17 protein-coding genes are annotated in these 20,889 nt (G+C 40.7%); 8 read left to right on the top strand and 9 right to left on the bottom strand.

From position 1 onward, the window contains the following. Positions 1-168 precede the first annotated feature (168 nt). Positions 169-1,110: a LysR family transcriptional regulator gene (locus tag HMPREF0014_RS10080; RefSeq protein ID WP_004887703.1), complete on the bottom strand. Its 942-nt coding sequence runs from the start codon at positions 1,108-1,110 to the stop codon at positions 169-171. 204 nt (positions 1,111-1,314) lie between these two features. Between HMPREF0014_RS10080 and HMPREF0014_RS10075 the strand changes: the two genes are divergently transcribed. Next, positions 1,315-4,797, top strand: coding sequence for an indolepyruvate ferredoxin oxidoreductase family protein (locus tag HMPREF0014_RS10075; protein WP_004887704.1), 3,483 nt, complete (start codon positions 1,315-1,317; stop codon positions 4,795-4,797). 61 nt (positions 4,798-4,858) lie between these two features. Here HMPREF0014_RS10075 and HMPREF0014_RS10070 read toward each other — a convergent pair whose 3' ends face one another. Both HMPREF0014_RS10070 and HMPREF0014_RS10065 read right to left on the bottom strand, forming a co-directional pair. Then, positions 4,859-5,662, bottom strand: a complete 804-nt coding sequence (locus tag HMPREF0014_RS10070; protein ID WP_004887705.1) for a thioesterase family protein — start codon at positions 5,660-5,662, stop codon at positions 4,859-4,861. A gap of 196 nt (positions 5,663-5,858) precedes the next feature. Next, the gene (locus tag HMPREF0014_RS10065) at positions 5,859-7,661 is read right to left on the bottom strand and encodes an acyl-CoA dehydrogenase C-terminal domain-containing protein (RefSeq protein WP_004887706.1); all 1,803 of its coding nucleotides are present in this window, start codon (positions 7,659-7,661) and stop codon (positions 5,859-5,861) included. A 303-nt stretch (positions 7,662-7,964) separates the two neighbouring features. Between HMPREF0014_RS10065 and HMPREF0014_RS10060 the strand changes: the two genes are divergently transcribed. Beyond that, positions 7,965-8,414 carry a PaaI family thioesterase gene (locus HMPREF0014_RS10060; RefSeq protein ID WP_079377081.1) on the top strand — a complete coding sequence of 150 codons (450 nt, stop codon included), beginning with the start codon at positions 7,965-7,967 and terminating at the stop codon, positions 8,412-8,414. 20 nt (positions 8,415-8,434) lie between these two features. Here HMPREF0014_RS10060 and HMPREF0014_RS10055 read toward each other — a convergent pair whose 3' ends face one another. Genes HMPREF0014_RS10055 through HMPREF0014_RS10030 form a run of 6 tightly spaced genes read right to left on the bottom strand, consistent with a single transcriptional unit; the run spans position 8,435 to position 14,890 of the window. Continuing rightward, positions 8,435-9,652: an MFS transporter gene (locus HMPREF0014_RS10055; protein WP_006581459.1), complete on the bottom strand. Its 1,218-nt coding sequence runs from the start codon at positions 9,650-9,652 to the stop codon at positions 8,435-8,437. An 18-nt stretch (positions 9,653-9,670) separates the two neighbouring features. Continuing rightward, the gene (gene dcaP, locus HMPREF0014_RS10050; protein ID WP_004887709.1) at positions 9,671-10,987 is read right to left on the bottom strand and encodes an outer membrane trimeric porin-like protein DcaP; all 1,317 of its coding nucleotides are present in this window, start codon (positions 10,985-10,987) and stop codon (positions 9,671-9,673) included. Between the two features lie 37 nt (positions 10,988-11,024). Next, positions 11,025-11,678 carry a 3-oxoacid CoA-transferase subunit B gene (locus tag HMPREF0014_RS10045; protein ID WP_000116037.1) on the bottom strand — a complete coding sequence of 218 codons (654 nt, stop codon included), beginning with the start codon at positions 11,676-11,678 and terminating at the stop codon, positions 11,025-11,027. Then, a complete protein-coding gene (locus HMPREF0014_RS10040) occupies positions 11,678-12,346 on the bottom strand; it encodes a 3-oxoacid CoA-transferase subunit A (protein ID WP_002048307.1) in 669 nt (222 codons plus the stop codon). Before HMPREF0014_RS10040 ends, HMPREF0014_RS10045 begins: the two co-directional genes overlap by 1 nt. A gap of 47 nt (positions 12,347-12,393) precedes the next feature. Beyond that, a complete protein-coding gene (locus tag HMPREF0014_RS10035; protein ID WP_009501086.1) occupies positions 12,394-13,677 on the bottom strand; it encodes an MFS transporter in 1,284 nt (427 codons plus the stop codon). 58 nt (positions 13,678-13,735) lie between these two features. After that, the gene (locus tag HMPREF0014_RS10030; RefSeq protein WP_000617392.1) at positions 13,736-14,890 is read right to left on the bottom strand and encodes an acyl-CoA dehydrogenase family protein; all 1,155 of its coding nucleotides are present in this window, start codon (positions 14,888-14,890) and stop codon (positions 13,736-13,738) included. Positions 14,891-15,202: 312 nt separating this feature from the next. On the opposite strand from HMPREF0014_RS10030, the gene HMPREF0014_RS10025 reads away from it, so the two are divergent. The 6 genes from HMPREF0014_RS10025 to HMPREF0014_RS10000 all read left to right on the top strand — a co-directional run. Beyond that, positions 15,203-15,991, top strand: coding sequence for an enoyl-CoA hydratase (locus HMPREF0014_RS10025; protein WP_004887713.1), 789 nt, complete (start codon positions 15,203-15,205; stop codon positions 15,989-15,991). 29 nt (positions 15,992-16,020) lie between these two features. Continuing rightward, positions 16,021-16,782 (top strand): SDR family oxidoreductase, encoded by a 762-nt coding sequence (locus tag HMPREF0014_RS10020; RefSeq protein ID WP_002048283.1) that lies wholly within the window; start codon positions 16,021-16,023, stop codon positions 16,780-16,782. Positions 16,783-16,843: 61 nt separating this feature from the next. Next, the gene (locus tag HMPREF0014_RS10015) at positions 16,844-18,367 is read left to right on the top strand and encodes a 3-hydroxyacyl-CoA dehydrogenase (protein WP_004887715.1); all 1,524 of its coding nucleotides are present in this window, start codon (positions 16,844-16,846) and stop codon (positions 18,365-18,367) included. Between the two features lie 14 nt (positions 18,368-18,381). Further along, on the top strand, positions 18,382-19,587 hold the full coding sequence (locus tag HMPREF0014_RS10010) for a 3-oxoadipyl-CoA thiolase (RefSeq protein WP_000930801.1): 1,206 nt from the start codon (positions 18,382-18,384) through the stop codon (positions 19,585-19,587). Between the two features lie 109 nt (positions 19,588-19,696). Next, the gene (locus HMPREF0014_RS10005) at positions 19,697-20,539 is read left to right on the top strand and encodes an IclR family transcriptional regulator (RefSeq protein WP_000081482.1); all 843 of its coding nucleotides are present in this window, start codon (positions 19,697-19,699) and stop codon (positions 20,537-20,539) included. Between the two features lie 107 nt (positions 20,540-20,646). Next, positions 20,647-20,889: transposase (locus HMPREF0014_RS10000; protein ID WP_020992210.1), on the top strand; the 243-nt coding region annotated here is incomplete at its 3' end.

Raw genomic sequence — 20,889 nt, 5'->3', positions numbered from 1 at the left:
TTCTGTTCAGGAATTGGGACTCAATCCCTCATGCAATTTTTTTAAAATCTATTATTTATCTTTGTATTAAATGCCTCTTTCAAAAGAAGCATTTTCTACCCTATTTTTATTCTAATCCGTATTATTCTTCATCCTTTTTCAATTGTAATCCTTAAAAAATTTATCTCATTATTTATAAAAATAAGATGCATCCATTTCAATTCTTGGAGAAATATATTCTTCTACCCAATCTAACCATGCACGTGTTTTGGCATCAATAAAATGGCGTGAAGGCAATAAGGTATAAACCCCGATATCAGGTGAACGCCACTCTGGCAAGATATGACATAATCTTCCATTTTGAACTGCATCTAAAGCCGAAAACATCGGCAATAATGCGATGCCCATATCCTGCTGCACCACATCTAATAATAACTCAGGGTTATCTGCAATGAGTTGCCCGCCAATGTCGATTTGGTAAGACTCACCACTTGTATTTAATAAGTGCCAATCTGGTGTAATAGACGGATTTACCAAGCGTAAACAGGCATGACTTTTTAAGTCTTCGGGGGACTCAGGTATCCCATGTTTTTCTAGGTAAGCAGGTGATGCACATAAAACAGAAAAAATAGTGCCAATTCTGCGTGCGACAAACCGTGAGTCTGTTAATGATTCAGTCAGATAAAGACTAACATCGACCCCTTTTGCCAACAGGTCCGGAACGTATTGTGAAGTCGTATATTCCACGGTTAATTCGGGGTAATGTTTACAAAACTCAGCCATCACTGGAAAAACATAATGATGCCCAAAGCTTCCCATACTTAACACGCGTAAACGGCCTTTGGGTTTAGAAGCTGTTCCGGTGACTTCTGACTCCGCTTCATCCACCATTGAAATGACTTGGCGACAGCGCTCTGCATAAGTCGCACCAATATCAGTGAGGGCCTGCTGGCGCGTTGAGCGTTGTATTAATTTTGTACCTAAGCGTGTTTCTAGCTCGCTGATAAGACGTGAAACCTGTGCTGTGGTCAGATCCATCTGCTCAGCTGCTGCTGTGAAACTCCCGCTATCAATCACTTTCAGGAATGCATGCATAGCATGCAATAGTCCACCATCGAGATTTTTGCGCATAACGTAAATATGTTTTCCTAAATTACGGATTGTTGCACCAGTTTAGTTCAACCACAATGACTAAATGTACATACATTGGCACCAATTCTTTTTAAGAAGAGGAACCGATCTTTTTTTATTTCGTATGTCACTTGCTCCAAATATTCAACTGGATGTTGAAAAAAGAAAGTAGTCCGAGCTACTAAAAATTCTAAGGAGATATAAATGAATATAGCTACAAAAGTCACTCCAAATATTATTGCAACAAAGGATGTGTCACTTGAAGATAAATATGTAAGTGATAACGGTACAGCATATATGACCGGCATTCAGGCGCTTGTTCGTTTGCCTCTTGCCCAAACTCGCCGTGACGCGATTAATGGTTATCATACTGCTGGTTTTATTTCTGGTTATCGCGGTTCTCCTGTTGGTAACTATGATAGTTTCCTTTGGCAAGTTCAAGGATTACTTAAATCCCATAATGTTGTATTTCAACCTGGCGTAAATGAAGACTTGGCTGCTACCGCAATTTGGGGTACCCAACAAGTTAACCTTTCAGGTCAAGGCAAATATGATGGAGTGTCTTCATGGTGGTATGGTAAAGGCCCGGGTGTTGACCGTTCAGGCGACGTACTCCGCCATGCTAACTTAGCTGGTACCTCTGAACGTGGTGGTGTCGTTGCTTTATTTGGTGATGACCACTCTTGTAAATCTTCTACAATTCCCCACCAGTCTGAACATGTCATGATTGGTTGCGGTATTCCAATTTTCTACCCAACATCCGTTCAACAAATTTTAGACTTTGGTGTTCATGCCATTGCTGTTTCACGTTTTTCTGGTCTGTGGACTTCCATGAAGCTGGTCAGTGAAATTGTAGAAACTTCAGCTTCTGTTCATGTCGATTTAGACCGTGTCACTCCTGTTATACCAAAAGATGTCAATTTCCCAGAGGGTGGCGTTAATATTCGTTGGCCAGATCATGGCATTCAACAAGAAGAACGTCTTTATAAATATCGCTTACCTGCTGTTTTGGCTTATGCCCGTGCGAATAAAATCAATACCGTAACATGGCCTTGTGAAAATGCCCGTATTGGTATTGCTGCAAGTGGTAAAGGTTATTTAGATACCATTGAAGCCCTACGTATTTTAGGTATTGAGGATGAAACAGCCCAACAGCTTGGGTTACGTGTTTATCAAGTTGGGCTGATTTGGCCTCTAGAACCACAAGGTCTACGTGAATTTGCCGAAGGTTTAGAAGAGCTAATTGTTGTTGAAGAAAAACGTCCAATTCTTGAGACACAAATTAAAGATGAGTTGTACTCACTTCCTGATGACAAACGTCCTCGTGTTATTGGTAAAGCGATTGATGGCAAAGGTGAATGGAGTACCTCTATTGAAGAAGCACCGCTCATTGGTCACTATGAGTATCAGCCTGAACCGATTGCAAAAATGCTAGCTGCTCGCTTCTTAAAACTAGATATTCCAGAAAGCTTAAAAGCACAAATCCAAAGCAGAATCGACTTACTGCTAAAAGCAGAGCAAGAATCAAAACGTGTGATTGATCTTGCTGAACGTAAACCATATTTCTGTAGTGGTTGCCCACATAACTCATCAACAGTCGTTCCTGAAGGTAGTCGTGCGTTAGGCGGTATCGGTTGTCACTATATTGCTGTTTCGCTTGACCGTGGTACCGAAACGTTCTCTCAAATGGGCGGTGAAGGTGTAAGTTGGGTGGGTGCATCACCATTTACCAATGAAAAACACATTTTTGCTAATCTTGGTGATGGAACCTATTTCCACTCTGGTTACTTAGCAATTCGTCAATCTATCGCTGCAAAAACAAATATCACCTACAAAATCCTCTACAACGATGCGGTCGCTATGACAGGTGGTCAGCATGTAGATGGGCATTTGAGCGTTGCACAGTTAACTCGCCAGCTCGCTGCCGAAGGTATTAAAAAACAAGTGATTGTCACTGATGAAGTTAAATTATTAAATGAAGAAGACGGTATTGCAGCGGGTGTAGAAATTCGCCACCGTAATGAGCTTGATGCAGTTCAACGTGAGCTACGTGAAGTTTCAGGTGTAACCGCTTTAATTTATGTACAAACCTGTGCCAGTGAAAAACGCCGTCGCCGTAAACGTGATGCCTACCCTGACCCAGCTGAGCGTTTATACATTAACAGTGATATTTGCGAAGGTTGTGGCGACTGTTCTAAAAAATCAAACTGTTTATCTATTGAGCCAGTAGAGACTGCTTTAGGGACTAAACGTCAAATTAACCAAAGTAGCTGTAATAAAGACTTCACTTGTGCCGAAGGGTTTTGCCCAAGCTTTGTGACTGTTCATACACGTGATATGAAACGTCCTGCTAAATTTGAAGGTATTGGTGCAGGCTGGCCAACATCACCCGTTATTCCTCAGTTATATGACGTTCCAAGTCGTATTATGGTCGGTGGTATTGGTGGTACAGGTGTTGTGACTATTGGTGCACTGCTTGGTATGGCGGCTCACCTCGAAGGTAAAGCAACACGTGTTATGGACATGGCCGGCCTTGCCCAAAAAGGTGGTACGGTTTATTCATACGTTCAACTTGCAGCAAGTGATGAGCAAATTTCTTCTACCAAAATTCCAGCGGGTCAATGTGAATTACTCATCGGTGCAGATGCCGTAGTCGCTGGTGGTAGCGCTGCTCTATCTCGTTTAAAAGATGATGCTTTAGTTATTGTGAATGAAGACAGTACCCCTACTTCTGAGTTTATTAAATCTCGTGACTGGTATGCGCCTATTACCGATTTAATTGACCGTCTCCGTGGTCGTGTTCGTCAAGGTCAGCTGGTTTCTCTGCCAGCGGCTCGTATTGCAACTCAGCTCTTAGGTGATTCAATTTATACCAACCAGTTATTGCTCGGTATGGCATGGCAATCTGGTCGCATTCCGCTATTACGTGAAAGTATTGAAAAAGCAATTCGCCTAAATGGTACGGCTGTTGAAAAGAACCTTGAAGCTTTCCGTGTAGGTTGTCATCTTGCAAGTGACCCGACTTTAGCTGCTCGTTTACTTGCAGCAATGCCAAAAACCAAAACTCCGCAAACTTTAGCTGAACTTGTTGAAGACCGTTCTGCTCGTCTAACAGACTACTGGAATGAAGCTTATGCAGCTAAATACCGCACTCTTGTAGAATTGGCAGCTAAAAAGTTACCAGAAGAGTTAACAGGTACGATTGCAACTCAGCTTTACAGAGTTATGGCTTATAAAGATGAATATGAAGTTGCACGTCTACTAACAGGTAAAAGCTTCAAAGAATCAATTGAAACCCAATTCGGTAAAGGCTTACGTTTAACCTATCATCTTGCTCCACCAGCGTTACTTGGTGGTCTGAAAAATGTCCGTAAACGTGCGTTTGGTTACTGGATGCGTTTCCCGATGATGATGCTCGCTCGCTTACAATGGCTTCGTGAAACTTTCCTTGACCCATTTGCGCGTCAAGAAGAACGTCAACACGAACAAGCTTGGCGTGACCGTTACATCGCATTTGTTGAAACACTTGTTGAGACACCAGACAATCATAACTTGGCAGTTGCTGAACAAATTGCAAAATTACCGGCAGAAGTCCGCGGTTATGGTCATATCAAAATGAAAGCAATGGACGCTGCAAAACAACGTTGGGATGAGCTTACGCCAACATTGCTAAAAGTCCGTAACTAACAATTAAATCTCAATAAAAAAAGTCATCTTTGGGGATGACTTTTTTTATTGGCTCAAAAATTTATTTAGTCATTTTACGTAAAGTCAAAATCTGCTCGCTTCGTCCAAATGGACCATACACATCATGTAAAACTGCACTGGTTAAACCAATGCCATCCGAACCATATTGCTGAACGGTTTCCAGACCTAACCATTTACCTTGCGGATAACGGTGCATGTGGATTTGTAAATCAAGATTTGGGAAGCCCCAAGTAAATTCTCCTTCTTGTCTTGGGACAATGCCGTTTGCGGTATCTACCATACCGATCAAATGCGCAAAATCTGTGGTCGGCTGCCCTTCAACTATTTCTTTATGATTGTTTAGCCAAACAATGCCTTTGCCCGCACGATGCTGATCATCAGTTTTAGTGACTAATGTCTGGATAAAACCACCCGGCCATCTTTTCATACCTGTCCATTCGGTAAAAGTATCTGGATGATGAATTGGTTGATCTTCAAGCCCAGCAATATCGGAACTGTCTTGAGTGCACATGCGCCATGCTCTAGCCACAATACAAGTTTTACCTTGTGCTTGTAGTTCTGCTTCAATCAATTCAATCGTTTTACCGGCACGAATGACATGTGTTTTAATCGTAAATTCACCAAATGCAATCAATCCAAAAATATCAAAACTAATTCGACCAATTCGCATATCTTGTCGTGGTGAAAACTGTTCTAACTCTACTGCGATCACGCCACTTGCAGGCGCCATATGCTGTTCATGAGGGTTCCAAGCACCTTGCGCATGAACAGTTGAGCAATAATGAGCAATCACTTCACCTTGAGGACCAATTGTTCTATTCAGTAATTGATAATAAGCATTCATGATTTTCTTTCCTTAGTCCTTGTCCAACATCAATATTTGATGAAAATTCACGTTTTAATACTTATGTTAACCCTCTATTTCTTTGTCTCAACTGGTTTTTCCTACCAAAAACTGATGAGTCTAAATTTACAAATTTAATCAATAGGTAAAATTTCGTATGTCAATTTCACCCAATGATTCTAGATATTACGATTCATTAAAATGCAAAAGCATCTTGATCGAGCTCCATCACAGTATCAGCTCCAGACTCAATAGAAGCGGCATAACTCTGTGTACGATGCAAAAGCTTTTGATAGAAAAACTTAGCTGTCGTTAATTTTGCTTTATAAAAAGCTTCTTCTTGTGTACCCGATGCTAATTTTTCATGGGCAACTTGTGCCATTCGAGCCCACAAATAAGCGAACACGACGTAACTAGAAAAATAAAGATAATCTACTGAAGCAGCCCCTATTTCTTCTGGGTTGTGTTTGGCTTTCTCTGCAATAGATTTGGTCAGTGACAGCCATTGCTGCTTAAGCTCAGCTAATTTTTCTAAATAAGGTTTCAAGACTTCATTTGATTGGTGCTGACTAATAAACTGATCAATTAAATCGGTCATGTTCTTTAGAAGTTTGCCTTCCGACTTGAGGACTTTACGTGCCAGCAGATCTAAAGACTGAATCTCAGTTGTACCTTCATACAATGTCGAGATACGTGCATCACGTACAATTTGCTCCATGCCATGCTCAACAATAAAGCCATGTCCACCAAATACTTGAACACCATGCTTTGCAGACTCATTACCCGACTCTGTTAAAAAGGCCTTAGCAATGGGTGTTAAAAAAGCCAATAATTCATCGGAGTGTTTTTGCTGTTCCTGATCGTTTGAGCTTTCCACAATATCGACATGCTGAGCCAGAAAATAAGCCAGTGCACGACCACCTTCAGAAAAAGCTTTTTGTGTCATTAACATTGAACGCACAGCGGGATGCACAATAATTGGATCGGCATTTTTCTCAGGATATTTAGGACCAGATAACGAACGCATAGCGAGACGCTCTTTAGCATAACTTAACGCGCCTTGAAATGAGATTTCAGAAGCAGCAAGCCCTTGTACGGCTGTTCCAATACGTGCGGTATTCATAAAAGTAAACATACAATTGAGCCCACGATTTTCAGGACCAATTAAATAACCTTTGGCACCATCAAAATTCAGTACACAGGTCGCATTTCCATGAATCCCCATTTTATGTTCAATCGCACTACAAACGACTTTATTACGGTCCAGCACCTGACCATCATCACTCACATTAAATTTAGGCACAATAAATAAAGAAATACCTTTAGTCCCTGCAGGTGCTTGAGGCAAACGGGCTAAAACAATATGAATAATATTTTCAGAAAGATCATGTTCACCCGCCGAAATAAAAATCTTTTCGCCTGTAATCGAGTAACTACCGTCCGAATTTGGTTCTGCTTTAGTTCTAATTAAACCAAGGTCCGAACCCGCATGTGACTCGGTTAAACACATGGTTCCGGTCCAGACACCACTAATAAGTTTAGTCAAAAACTTCTGTTTTTGTTGCTCGGTACCATGGTGCTCAATTGTTCTCATTGCGCCATGAGACAATCCCGGATACATTGCCCAAGCCCAATTAGAACCACATAACATTTCAGAAATCGCAATCCGCAGTAATGTTGGTAAGCCTTGCCCACCATATTCCGGATCGGCGGTTAATGAAGTAAACCCAAGCTCGGCATATTTTTGGTAGGCTTCTTTAAAACCTTTAGGGGTTGTCACCACACCTTGATTTAAATGACAGCCTTCTTGATCGCCATTTTGATTTATGGGCGCTAATTCATTTTCACAAAAATCTGCTGCTGCCTCTAAGTATTGATCAATTAATTCTCGATTTACGCTTTCCTGATATTTGCTTAAACCTTGATAGTTCTGTTCTGTTTGAAGCATTTCATGCAGTACAAATTGCATATCGCGTAATGGAGCTTTGTATAAAGGCATAGTTTTTCCTTTCACCTCTCTGCCTGTGTCATGGGCAGATATCGTTTTTCCTTGAAATGGACTTTTATTGTTTCAATCTCACCAAAATATCAAAAAATTTCTTATAGCAAAATATATTTTCACTAAATTAATAAAATTATCGTAACTCATAAATGGATATAAAACATAAATACATGTTTTAAAATACAAATACAGAATAAAAAGTAATTAGCATTACATAATCAAAATAAATTTAAATTTTGTATTGCAAAATTTTATTCCGTAAAAATTCAATTTATAGTATGGTGATTAGATTGCTTAATCATCCAAGGACGATTCATGGAAAGCCCGAAATACACAGGTCTTGAGTTTTTAACCGCTTTAAAAAATGGTGAAGTTTCTCCATCACCTATGGCTCACACCATACCAATGGAACTCGTTGAAGTATCCAAAGGTAAAGCAACTTATAAAGTTACCCCTCGCAAAGAACATAGAAATATTCAAGGCGGTGTACACGGCGGCTTTTGCGCCACAGCTTTAGATACAGCTACTGGCAGTGCAGCTCATACATTGCTCGAACATGGCGTCGGCTATGGAACCATTGATTTAAATGTAAAAATGATCCGCCCCATGCAAGTTGATACGTCTTACTATGCGACAGCCGAATTGATTAATGCGGGCCGTAATATTATAAGTACCGAAGGAAAAATCGTAGATGAGAACGGCAAAGTGTATGCTTTTGCCTCGGCAACCTTAATGATTATTCGCAAATAATAAAATTTTAAAGCTCCTGTTTATGGAGCTTTTTCTTGCTTGGTAATCTTACCCATTTCATAAAAATCTAAGCGATCAATCACGAAACTTGTTATTGCCATTGCTAAACCTAAAGCAGCACATGCTTCCCATCCCCAGTGTTTCCAAGCATACACCGCAATAAAAGAACCTAAGGCGGCTCCACCAAAATATAAAGTCATATAAATTGAATTAATACGGGAACGTGCCTCGGCCGAAATCCGGTAGACCAGATTTTGGTTGAGTACATGAAATGCTGACAAACCAAAATACGCCATAATCACGCCAACAGCGTAGGCAACCAAAGACTGCTGTGCAAAAAATAGTGGTATCCATGCACTCATTAATAGTGCCATACAAACCAATGCAATCCTATTTTCAAGGCCTGCTGCAATTTTCTTGCCTGCCCATGGGGTCGCAAATACGCCAGCCAAGCCAACAATACCAAATAAACCAATCTGGAAATCGTTAAAGTGATAAGGCTCATTCGCCAAAATAAAAGTCATGGTGGTAAAAATGAGAGCCAAAATTCCAAAGCCAATTCCCCCTGCCAAACCACGGCGTAGTAAATGAGGCTGATGAACAGCTAATGAAAATAGCGAACCATAAATCTGTAGAATATTGAGTTGATGGGATTTTCGCGCCACTGGTAACTTTACCCACATTACCCAAGCAAACACCAAAATGACAATTCCGCTAATTAAATAAACCGCATGCCAAGACCAAACTGTAGAAAGTAAGCCTGCAATAGAACGTGCCAATAATATTCCCAAGAACAAACCACTCATGAGAGTCCCTACAACTTGAGGGCTTTTTTTCGGGCTGGCTAAACCCGCGGCAAAAGGAACTAAAACTTGAGTCGCAATCGAAAAGAATGTAGCTAAAAAGGTAAAGCCATATAAAGCTGGCAAGGTTTGACTTAAGGATAGCCCTACTTGTGCAAGCCCCGTACAACACATGAGCAGGCAAATATAACTACGCTTTTCAAAAAAGTCGCCTAAGGGAACTAATATAAAAAGGCCAACTGCATATGACAGCTGGCTAATCACAATAGTTAAAGCGACCTGATCGGCATTGACTTTTAATGCTTCTGCAATGGAATAGATTAAGGGCTGGTTATAATAGTTTGAACCCGCACAAATTCCACATGTCATTGCCATGATAAAAATAAAGCTTTTTGACAGTATATTTTCTGCATTGGGCTCAACTATTTTTTCCATTTTTAATTACGCCCTATTTTAGAATTTATACATTGATACAAAGTTTATGCGTGACACATCAGCGGTTCGGCCATCGAACACTTCACGTTTGCCTTGGTGATATTCCATCCCAATATCCATTTGCTCAATTGGAGAATAAAAGACGTTAGCAGCATAGTCCGTTAAGCGTTTATTAGCATCGGGGTTAAGTTTGGCATAAGCCGTGTCGTCATCATAATCAAACATTGAAGCCGATAAGTTCGCACGCCATTGCTCATTAAATTTATATGAATAGCCAATATTGACGCTATTCAACTTATTCATCACCAAATCTGTTTTATCTTCGTTTAAAGAAAAATCACCCGCAGCATTTAAACTTGTTGAATTTGCCAAACCACTTTGGGTGGTATACGGCATAAATTTTTGATCACCGACAATATATTGATAATTTGCTTGTAGCGATTGTTGTGGCGTGAGTTGATATTTTAAGCCGCCTCCTGCACCCCAACTTACTTTCTTCACTGTGGCAGTGGCGACATCTGCGGATTTTTCATTGATAAAACCTTGCGCAAGAGCAGTTAAAGGACCTTGTTTAAAAGTATAGCGCCCCGTTAAAGATGGCAATGCCGAGACTCTCGAACCTGTATATTCCAAAGCTACTTTTAAATCATTATTGGCGTCGATTTTCCAGTCATAGCGAATTTGAGGAGTACGCGTATAGGAAGTTCCCACAAATTGGGTGTAATCAACAGCTTCTGTACGGGTTTCCATGTTAGACATGAGTGACCATGTTTGACCAAAGGTCCAGTCTTTATAGGTAAAAAATGCATGACGGATACGGAATTTACCATCCCCCGTTCCCATGTTAGAGCTATCAAAGAAATCGGCTTCGATATTTCCTGTAACCGCTTTATTTGGGCTATTAAAATAAACACCGAGTCGGCTTGCATTAATCATGGCATCCGAACGCGCATGATTCGAACGTTTTTCACTTTCAAAAGGTGTTCGGTACAGACTGCTGGTCGTTCTACCGCCCGAGTCTGGTGATGACTTAAAATCAACCGCTGCATCAATACGGGCAATACCATAAACCTTAACGTTATCCGTCCAAGTCACCCATGAAGGAGCAACAGGCTTTTCTGTTACCGTTGCTTTAGTTTTTTCAATGTTCTCTTCGATCTTAACCTGTTTGACCTGTAAATTATTTTGAGTTTGTTTCTGAGCAGCAAGTTCTGCTTTTAATTTTTGCAGCTCGGTTTCTAGTAAATTAATTCTTTGTTCTGTGGTATCTGAAGAATTTGCAAAAATAGTCCCTGAAGCCGCAGCGCAAGCTGCAGCTAAAATTAATTTTTTCATCTTTTAATCCTTAAAGAAGCGTTTTTTCCGTGTGTATTTAGGCTACACGTGCATCAATTAGTTCACAGTCAGTAACTGCCTGTAATTCATCAAAAGTTAAGCCGTCTACCATTTCCTTGACGTAAGCTTTTTGGTCCTTGAGTTCAATAATGCATAAATCGGTGTAAATACGGTTTACACACTGCTCACCCGTTATTGGATAACTCAGTTCTTTTACAATTTTGGGCTCACCTTTTTTAGTGACATGCTCCATATAGACATAAATCGTTTTTGCACCAACTGCCAAATCCATAGCACCGCCAACTGCAGGTACATCATCTGCTTTACCGGTATGCCAGTTTGCCAAGTCTCCATTGACCGCAACTTGGAATGCACCAATCACGCAAATGTCCAGATGGCCGCCACGCATAATGTCAAATGAGTCACCATGATGCATAAAACATCCACCATCTAATAAAGTGACAAGTTCTTTTCCGGCATTTACCAGATCTTCATCTTCCTCACCCGGTTGTGGTGGTGGGCCAAAAGCCAAAACACCATTTTCCGAATGTAAAAAAATTTCTTTGTCTTTTGGCAAGAATTTAGCAACGTTGGTCGGTAAGCCAATGCCTAAATTGACATAAGAACCTTCCGGAATGTCATTGGCAATGAGTTTGGCAATATCTTCACGAGAACGCTTTTGAACTGACATTAGATATCTCCTACTTTTACAACGTGCTGAACAAAAATTCCCGGTGTAATAATGCACTCTGGGTCAAGCGTTCCTAGCTCTACGGTGTCATTCACTTGAACAATCGTGGTCTTGGCGGCTTTTGCCATAATTGGTCCAAAATTGCGAGCCGCTTTGCGGTAAGTTAAATTGCCCCAGCGGTCGGCTTTATCGGCATAAATCAGTGCAAAGTCAGCTTCCAGTGGATATTCAAGCACATAGTTTTTACCATTAATGGTTCGGGTTTCTTTGCCTTCGGCAATTTTAGTGCCATAACCAGTCGGAGTAAAAATAGCACCCAAACCTGCCCCTGCGGCTTGAATACGACATGCCAAATTACCTTGCGGTACCAGTTCTAACTCAATTTTTCCCGCTCTATATAAGTCTTGAAAAACGGTTGATCCTGCAGATTTCGGAAATGAGCTAATCATTTTTTTGACACAACCGGCAATAATCAGCTTGGTTAGACCACGGTCACCCGAAGCTGCATTATTGTTTACAATGGTGAGTTCTTTTTTTCCTAAATCGATTAAGGCTTCAATTAATTCAGCAGGTTGCCCCGTCACACCAAACCCGCCTGTCATGATGGTTGCTCCATCAGGAATAGCTTTTAAAATCGGTTCAATGTCACTGGTGATTTTATTTATCATCTCACTTGTCCCTTTTCATCCTTAATTTAAGGTGACAGATAAATCTGTCACTCTGCCTTTTGCGGGTTAAATAGTCGGTCTTTAATAAATAACAATGGAATTACCCCGCAGATAAAATAAGCCGCAGCCATTACCAAAAGTCCTAAGCCAATAGAACCGTTTTGCGATAGATAACCAATTGTTAATGGAGAAAAAATTGAAAGTACTTTGCCAATGTTATAAGCACCGCCCACTGCCGAACCTCGAATAGAAGTCGGGAAGCTTTCTGTCATATAGGTGGCATTAATTGCATATGGAATACCGTAAAGGAAACCGAAAAACAGCATCATCCATAAAATGTTGGTTGGTGTATTTAAGTAAACAATGACTGGAATAAATAAGGCTGTACCAATGGTTCCAAAAGCGAATACAGCGCGGCGTCCTAATTTATCGGCAACAATTCCTGCAATTACTTTGGCGAACATCATAATCAGGAAAGTACCGACCATATACATGGCCATTTCTTTAAACTTGATGCCTAGATCAGACTCTAAATAAGCCGGTAACCAGTTACTTACGCCGTAATAACCAAACTGTAGTGCACCAGTACTAATAATCCAAAGTACAAACATGGTGCCATGTTTTTTATCTCTTAAAATCTCAAGATATGGATTTTGACGTTTTTTAGGTTGGCTACTTTGAGCTATTTTTAACGCTTTTAATTGACGCGCTTTTTTCCATGACTCAGGTTCAGGTACACATATGTGCATCAAAATTGATAACACCACAGGCGCAATTGCAATCCAGTAAAGGAAACGCCAGCCGTGTTCAGGAATAATGTGTCCTGCTAGTAATGTCGCTAATAAAGAACCTAAGGTATAACCTGTCATCAGCGTTGCTAAAACGGTAGAACGATGTTTGGTCGGAACCATTTCTGACATTAAAATATTACAGGCAATATAAAGTGCACCTAAACCCATCGCTCCAAAAGTTCTTAAAACTGCAAATTGCATATAAGAGTGTGTAAAGCCTAGCGCACAGGTTAAAACTGAAGAATAAGCAATAAAGAAAACAATAATACGAACCCGACCAAAACGGTCACATGCCCAACCACCAATGAGTCCACCCACGGCCGAGCCAAATAGAGTCAGGCTTCCTAATGTTCCAGCTTGCACACCAGTTAAATGAAATTCTGTTTTAAGACTAGTGAGGCTTAATGCCAAAAAACCTAAATCTGCCCCATCACATAAAAGTGTAAAAAAAGCGAATATAAATGCAGTAATCCAAATCTTTTTGGGCGTTTGAATAGCTTCAGTGCTATTCATATTCTCTGTAACAGTCTTTGTTGTCATGTCCATATCCTCAGAAGGAACATGAGGCATCCCATGCCTCATGGCATTTGATTTTTTATTAGGCTGTAGCTTCCCTAATCATGTTTTTGGCAATAATAAGTTGTTGAACTTGCGTCGTTCCTTCATATAAACGGAACAAACGTACATCACGATAAAAACGTTCAATGGCATATTCACTGATATAGCCTGCGCCACCATGAATCTGTACACAGCGGTCAGCAACGCGGCCACACATTTCGGTCGCAAACATTTTTGCGCAAGAGGCTTCCGTACTAATGTTTTCGCCATTATCACGGCGGCGAGCTGCATCTAAGACCATACATTTAGCGGCATATATTTCGGCTTTTGAGTCGGCAAGCATGGCTTGAATAAGCTGGAAGTTCGCAATAGGTTGACCAAACTGTTTACGCTCAATCGCATAGTGCAATGCGTCGTTTAACATGCGTTCGGCGACACCCACGCTATAGGCACCAATGTGCAACCGTCCTTTATCCAGCACTTTCATGGCCGTTTTAAAACCGACACCTTCTACCCCACCAATCAATGCAGAAGCAGGTACACGGCAATTTTCAAAAATTACATCACAGGTGTGTGAACCCTTTTGACCCATTTTTTGGTCAATTTTGCCCAAGGTAATACCTGGTGTATTCGCTTCGACTAAAAAAGCTGAAATACCTCCCGACCCTTTAATTTCAGGATTCGTTCGAGCCATTACGGTAAAGGTTGCAGCATGGGGTGCATTAGTAATAAAACGCTTGGTACCGTTTAACACATAAAAGTCACCATCTTTTACCGCACTGGTTTTTAAAGAGGCAGCATCAGAACCAGACTCAGGCTCGGTTAAACAAAATGAACCAATAATTTCGCCACTTGCGTAACGTGGTAAATATTTCTGCTTTTGCTCTTCTGTACCATCAATCAAAATTGCACTTGAGCCAATACCGTTATTGGTTCCAATTAAAGAACGGAAAGCCGGTGAAGTTTGTCCAAGTTCAAATGCAACTCTGACTTCTTCTTCCATGGTGATGCCTAGGCCACCATATTCTTCGGGAATTGTGAGGCCGAACAAACCTAGCTCACGCATTTGCTGCACAATGTCATCTGGAATTTTGTCTTTCTCTACCACTTCGTTTTCACGAGGGATCAATTCATTTTTTACAAAATCTCGAATTGTTGAAAGTAACTGCTCCAACATCCCTTCATCACGGATCATCTTTGATCTCCCTTTTTATATATTTCCATCGTATCCATCAGCCATTTCCAGCTGGTCTGGATACCATGCTTTTAAATCTTGTTTAGTGCGGATGTGTTTCATAGTACGAGAACAAAAATACAAATTTCAAGCTTTTTTGAAAATTAATTTCGTTTAACGAAATTTAAATTTAGACCATTACGCAATATCAATAACTTATCTATTTTAAAAGATGATACCTACGCTATTAAGAGAAATAAGACTTGAAATAAATTCCAAAATAAGCATCATAAAAGGAATATAGTTTTGATATGCGAAACAAGGAATTCAAAAATGAGTGTGTCAACAGGGAATAATTTCGTAGAAGTCGACTTTTCTATTCAAAAAATAGCAGTTGTTAAAATTAACCGCCCAGAAGCAAAAAATGCTTTAAACAGTGAAGTTCGCAAACAACTAGCACAAGCTTTTACCGAGTTAAGTTTTAACGATGAGATCAATGCGGTTGTGCTCACAGGTGGTGAAGAAGTCTTTGCCGCAGGTGCAGATTTAAAAGAAATGGCAACCGCAACTTCCACAGAAATGTTATTGCGTCATACCGAACGTTATTGGAATGCAATTGCCCAATGCCCTAAACCCGTGATTGCTGCTGTAAATGGTTATGCATTAGGTGGTGGCTGCGAACTTGCAATGCATGCTGACATTATTATTGCAGGTAAAGGCGCAACCTTTGGCCAGCCGGAAATTAAAGTCGGTCTAATGCCAGGTGCTGGTGGTACACAACGATTATTCCGTGCTGTGGGTAAATTCCATGCTATGCGCATGATTATGACAGGTGCCATGGTGAAAGCCGAAGAAGCTTATTTGATTGGTCTTGTTTCACAAGTCACAGAAGACGACCAAACTATTCCAACTGCAATCCAAATGGCACAAAGCCTCGCAAAAATGCCTCCTATTGCCATGCAACAAATTAAAGAAGTTGCACTAATGAGCGAAGATGTTCCATTAAATGCAGGCTTAACTCTAGAACGAAAAGCATTCCAGTTGTTATTTTCTACCGAAGATAAAAATGAAGGCGTTCAAGCTTTTATCGAAAAGCGTAAGCCGTCGTATCAAGGTAAATAATTTAAAACCATAATAACAAAGGAATGAAAATGGCCAGAAAAGTATTAATTAGTGCAGGTGGTTCAGGGATAGGACGATGCATTGCCGAGGCATTTTTAAACAATCAGGATGAAGTTTTTGTTTGTGATATCAATGCTAAAAGCTTAGAACAATTTCAACAAGATTATCCAAAGCTACACATATATACCTGTGATTTAGCCGACCATGAACAAATTAAACTCATGTTTAGTCAAGCCATTCATAAACTTGGCGGTATTGATATTTTAGTCAATAACACAGGCATCTCAGGCCCGACCGTTGCAGCAGATGAGTTAAGTTTTGAAGACTGGAATACAGTTATTAATTTAAACCTGAATAGCACTTTTTTAATTACCCAGTTAGCCATTCCCTATTTAAAGCAAGCACAGGCAGGCGTGATTATTAATATGTCGTCTATTGCCGGCCGCTTAGGCTATCCATATCGACTGGCCTATTCCACTTCAAAATGGGGGTTGATCGGTTTTACCAAAACGCTTTCTATGGAACTCGGTGCAGATAACATTCGGGTTAACGCTATTCTTCCTGGAGCGGTAGATGGTGATCGGGTTCAGCGCGTATTACAGGCCCGTGCCGATGTAGCCCATACATCACTGGAAGAAGTGACTCAAAACGCACTGAAAAATCAGTCGCTCAAATATTTTGTCAATCCAAAGCATATTGCAGATTTATGCCTATTTTTAGCGTCAGATAGTGGTCGCTCAATTTCAGGGCAAATCTTACCCATTGATGGTGATAAACAATGCTTAAGCTAAATCACCCAACCTTATTTTTCCATTTAATTTCAAATATAGATTAATCATCAGGATGATCGACATGACTTATGATATTAAAAGCATGGCTGTGATTGGTGTAGGTGTCATGGGCAGTGGTATTGCTCAAATTGCTGCGCAGTCAGGTCATACCACTTATTTATATGATGCCAAAGCAGGCGCCGCAGAACAGGCCAAAGAAAAACTGGCTGCTACATTTCAAAAGTTAGTCGAAAAAAATAAGATTACGCCTGAGCAAGCAACAGCGGCAAATAACCATTTAATTGTTGCCCATCAAATTGAAGATTTAAAAAATTGTGACCTCATTGTAGAAGCAATTGTTGAACGTCTCGATATTAAACAAAGCTTGATGCAACAGCTTGAAGACATTGTTTCGGATACTACTATTTTAGCCTCAAACACTTCTTCTCTCTCTATTACAGCCATTGCGGCAAATTGCAAGAAGCCTGAGCGTGTTGTGGGTTATCACTTTTTTAACCCAGTTCCACTCATGAAAGTGGTTGAAGTCATTCGTGGTTTAAAAACAGATCCACTTATTATTGATGCTTTAAACGATCTGTCTCGTGCATTTGGTCATCGCCCTGTTGTAGCAAAGGACACCCCTGGATTTATTATTAACCATGCGGGCCGTGCTTATGGAACTGAAGCGCTCAAAATTTTAAACGAGAATGTCTGTGATATTAGTGAAATTGACCGAATTTTACGTGACGGCGTTGGTTTTAGAATGGGGCCATTTGAATTAATGGATTTAACTGGCCTTGATGTTTCGCATCCTGTGATGGAGTCGATTTATCACCAGTACTATGAAGAAGCCCGCTACAAACCAAGCCCGCTGACCAAGCAAATGCTAGATGCCAAGCAACTTGGACGTAAGGTTAATCAAGGTTTTTATAACTATGAAACCGGTTCAAAAACAGGTGAACAACCAGCCAAATTGGTAGAGCGTTTAGCACAATATCCAAAAGTTTGGATCGCTGCCGATTTCTTGGACGATAAAAAACAACTCGAAGATTATTTAACTCAGCAAAATATTGCCCTAGACACCAATTCTGAACCGCAAACAGATAGCTTATGTTTACTCGCTTGTTATGGTGAAGATACAACTCAAGCAGCTACTCGCCTAGGAGTTAATCCAAAGCATACTGTTGCGATAGACATGCTTTATGGCATTGCAAAACATCGCACCTTAATGCCATCACTCATTACTAAATCTGAATACCGACAAGCGGCTCACTCTATTTTCAATCTAGATGGAAATATGGTCAGTATGATTAATGAAAGTATTGGCTTTGTTGCGCAGCGTGTTTTAGCCATGGTCATTAATTTAGGCTGCGATATTGCCCAGCAAAATATTGCCACAGTAGATGATATTAATGCGGCTGTACGTCTTGGCTTAGGCTATCCATTTGGACCAATTGAATGGGGCGATCAAGTCGGTAGCGAAAAAGTCTTACTTATTCTGAACCGTATAACAGCACTTACCCATGACCCGCGTTACCGCCCTAGCCCGTGGTTACAGCGTCGTGTCGCACTTCATTTACCTCTTACTTTTACTCACGAGTCTTGAAAAGGAATTTCTCAATGTTAAATGCATATATCTATGATGGTTTACGTAGTCCATTTGGCCGTCATGCAGGTGAACTTGCCTCAATTCGTCCTGATGATTTGGCCGCAACTGTCATTCAAAAACTACTAGAAAAAACAGGTGTACCAGGCGCGGATATTGAAGATGTGATTTTAGGCGACACCAACCAAGCGGGTGAAGATAGTCGTAATGTGGCACGAAATGCACTATTACTTGCAGGCCTACCTGTCACTGTACCAGGCCAGACAGTAAACCGCCTATGTGCTAGTGGTTTAGGTGCTGTGATTGACTCAGCACGCGCTATTACTTGTGGTGAGGGTGAACTGTATATTGCAGGTGGTGTAGAAAGTATGTCACGTGCACCGTTTGTGATGGGTAAAGCGGAAAGCGCTTATAGCCGTGATGCAAAAATTTATGACACCACGATTGGCTCTCGCTTTCCAAATAAAAAAATTATTGCGCAGTACGGCGGTCATTCAATGCCTGAAACGGGCGATAACGTTGCAGCCGAGTTTGGTATTAGCCGTGAACAAGCTGACTTATTTGCAGCCCAATCACAAGCCAAATATCAAAAAGCCAAAGAAGAAGGTTTCTTTGCCGATGAAATTACGCCAATTGAGGTTTTCCAAGGCAAAAAATTGCCACCTAAGCTCGTTTCTGAAGATGAACACCCTCGCCCAAGCTCAACTGTTGAAGCACTTACAAAGTTAAAACCACTCTTTGAAGGTGGCGTAGTTACTGCGGGTAATGCCTCAGGTATTAATGATGGTGCAGCAGCACTTTTGATTGGTTCAGAAGCGGCAGGTCAAAAATATGGCCTAAAACCAATGGCAAAAATCTTGTCCGCTGCGGCAGCCGGTATTGAGCCACGCATTATGGGTGCTGGCCCGATCGAAGCGATTAAAAAAGCTGTTGCGCGTGCTGGCCTTACTTTAGATGACATGGATATTATCGAAATTAATGAAGCCTTTGCTTCACAGGTTTTATCTTGTTTAAAAGGCTTAAATGTTGATTTTAATGACCCACGTGTGAACCCGAACGGTGGTGCAATTGCAGTTGGTCATCCACTTGGTGCTTCAGGTGCTCGTCTTGCGTTAACAGTAGCGCGCGAGTTAATTCGCCGTAAGAAGAAATATGCCGTGGTGAGCCTATGTATTGGTGTAGGCCAAGGTCTTGCAATGGTGATTGAAAACGTTTCATAACCATTGAACCAGATATCCATTCATCACAACAGCGCAGTGATGAATGGATTTATTTTGCAGAGCGAAATATAATGGCAAAACTATTGCTTTAATTATATTTGAGGATCGAATGTCTCAAAACACGGAAACTGAAAAACCAATAAATTTTGATGAGATACGTTTAGATCCTATTTCGCATATACATCGGGAAAATAACCCGCAGTTTATTGCTTCTTTAGCACGCGGCTTAGAACTTTTAAGATGCTTTTCTGCAAATAATCAGGTGCTTGGTAACCAAGAATTAGCAAAAATGACAGGTTTACCTAAACCGACCATTGCACGTATTACCAATACCCTTGTGTCATTAGGTTATTTAAAACAATTACCTAACTCGACCAAATACACATTAGATATTGGTGTCTTATCCTTAGGATATGCAGCTTTATCTAACATCTCGATTCGTAATATTGCTCATCAATATATGGAAGAGATGAGTCAGTATGTTCAAGCGCCCGTAGCGATGGCAACGCGTGATCGCTTAAATATGGTGTATATCGATGTTGTGCAAATTGAAACAGCCTTAAATATGCGCCGTCCAATTGGTTCGACTTTACCACTGCATAGCAGTTCTATGGGACGAGCATGCTTGGCTGCGACTCCTGAACGTGAGCGCAACTTTCTACTTGATGCATTGAAACAAAAAAATCCAGAAAACTGGCCAGCCATCAAACGCTCATTAGAACGAGCTTTCCGTGATTATCAAGATTATGGATATTGTTTGTCTTTGGGTGAGTGGCATAAAGAAGTAAACTCAGTGGCTGTACCTTTGGTTAGCTCTAAACACGGTCTTTATGTTTTTAACTGTGGTGCGCCAAGTTTTCATCTAAATCCGGAAAAACTTGAAGGTGAAATTGGACCACGTTTAATCCACATGGTGCACAATATTCAAGATGCTTTGAATGAAACGCACTAACAATCGTACTTAAAACAGTTATGGTTGTGTTGATTAAAGTTCCACTTTCATTAGGCTTTGTTGCACAAAGCTATTCTTGAAGGCTTCTTCAGTAATATAATTTCCAGATGAAGAAGCCTACACCTAAAATCTATCGTACAACCAATTGGTCCTCGTATAACCAAGCTTTAATCAAGCGAGGAAATATTTCAATCTGGTTTGATCCTAAGACGCAATGGTATGCACAACCACAAGGCAAGCAAGGACGAAATCAAACTTATTCCGATACAGCGATTCAATGCTGTTTAATGATCAAATCTCTATTCCGTCTTTCTTTACGTATGGTTACTGGCTTTGTTCAAAGCCTGATT

The organism is Acinetobacter sp. RUH 2624 (assembly GCF_000162375.2).
GTDB lineage: Bacteria > Pseudomonadota > Gammaproteobacteria > Pseudomonadales > Moraxellaceae > Acinetobacter > Acinetobacter nosocomialis.
Note: the sequence above shows the minus strand (reverse complement) of the source record. Positions and strands in the feature narration are given on the sequence as shown.

Coding starts and splice junctions, on each gene's coding strand:
- HMPREF0014_RS10010 (WP_000930801.1), top strand. CDS start 18,382: ATGTTAAATGCATATATCTATGATGGTTTACGTAGTCCATTTGGCCGT.
- HMPREF0014_RS10070 (WP_004887705.1), bottom strand. CDS start 5,662: ATGAATGCTTATTATCAATTACTGAATAGAACAATTGGTCCTCAAGGT.
- HMPREF0014_RS10075 (WP_004887704.1), top strand. CDS start 1,315: ATGAATATAGCTACAAAAGTCACTCCAAATATTATTGCAACAAAGGAT.
- HMPREF0014_RS10035 (WP_009501086.1), bottom strand. CDS start 13,677: ATGACAACAAAGACTGTTACAGAGAATATGAATAGCACTGAAGCTATT.
- HMPREF0014_RS10015 (WP_004887715.1), top strand. CDS start 16,844: ATGACTTATGATATTAAAAGCATGGCTGTGATTGGTGTAGGTGTCATG.
- HMPREF0014_RS10055 (WP_006581459.1), bottom strand. CDS start 9,652: ATGGAAAAAATAGTTGAGCCCAATGCAGAAAATATACTGTCAAAAAGC.
- HMPREF0014_RS10065 (WP_004887706.1), bottom strand. CDS start 7,661: ATGCCTTTATACAAAGCTCCATTACGCGATATGCAATTTGTACTGCAT.
- HMPREF0014_RS10005 (WP_000081482.1), top strand. CDS start 19,697: ATGTCTCAAAACACGGAAACTGAAAAACCAATAAATTTTGATGAGATA.
- dcaP (WP_004887709.1), bottom strand. CDS start 10,987: ATGAAAAAATTAATTTTAGCTGCAGCTTGCGCTGCGGCTTCAGGGACT.
- HMPREF0014_RS10040 (WP_002048307.1), bottom strand. CDS start 12,346: ATGATAAATAAAATCACCAGTGACATTGAACCGATTTTAAAAGCTATT.
- HMPREF0014_RS10030 (WP_000617392.1), bottom strand. CDS start 14,890: ATGATCCGTGATGAAGGGATGTTGGAGCAGTTACTTTCAACAATTCGA.
- HMPREF0014_RS10080 (WP_004887703.1), bottom strand. CDS start 1,110: ATGCGCAAAAATCTCGATGGTGGACTATTGCATGCTATGCATGCATTC.
- HMPREF0014_RS10045 (WP_000116037.1), bottom strand. CDS start 11,678: ATGTCAGTTCAAAAGCGTTCTCGTGAAGATATTGCCAAACTCATTGCC.
- HMPREF0014_RS10025 (WP_004887713.1), top strand. CDS start 15,203: ATGAGTGTGTCAACAGGGAATAATTTCGTAGAAGTCGACTTTTCTATT.
- HMPREF0014_RS10020 (WP_002048283.1), top strand. CDS start 16,021: ATGGCCAGAAAAGTATTAATTAGTGCAGGTGGTTCAGGGATAGGACGA.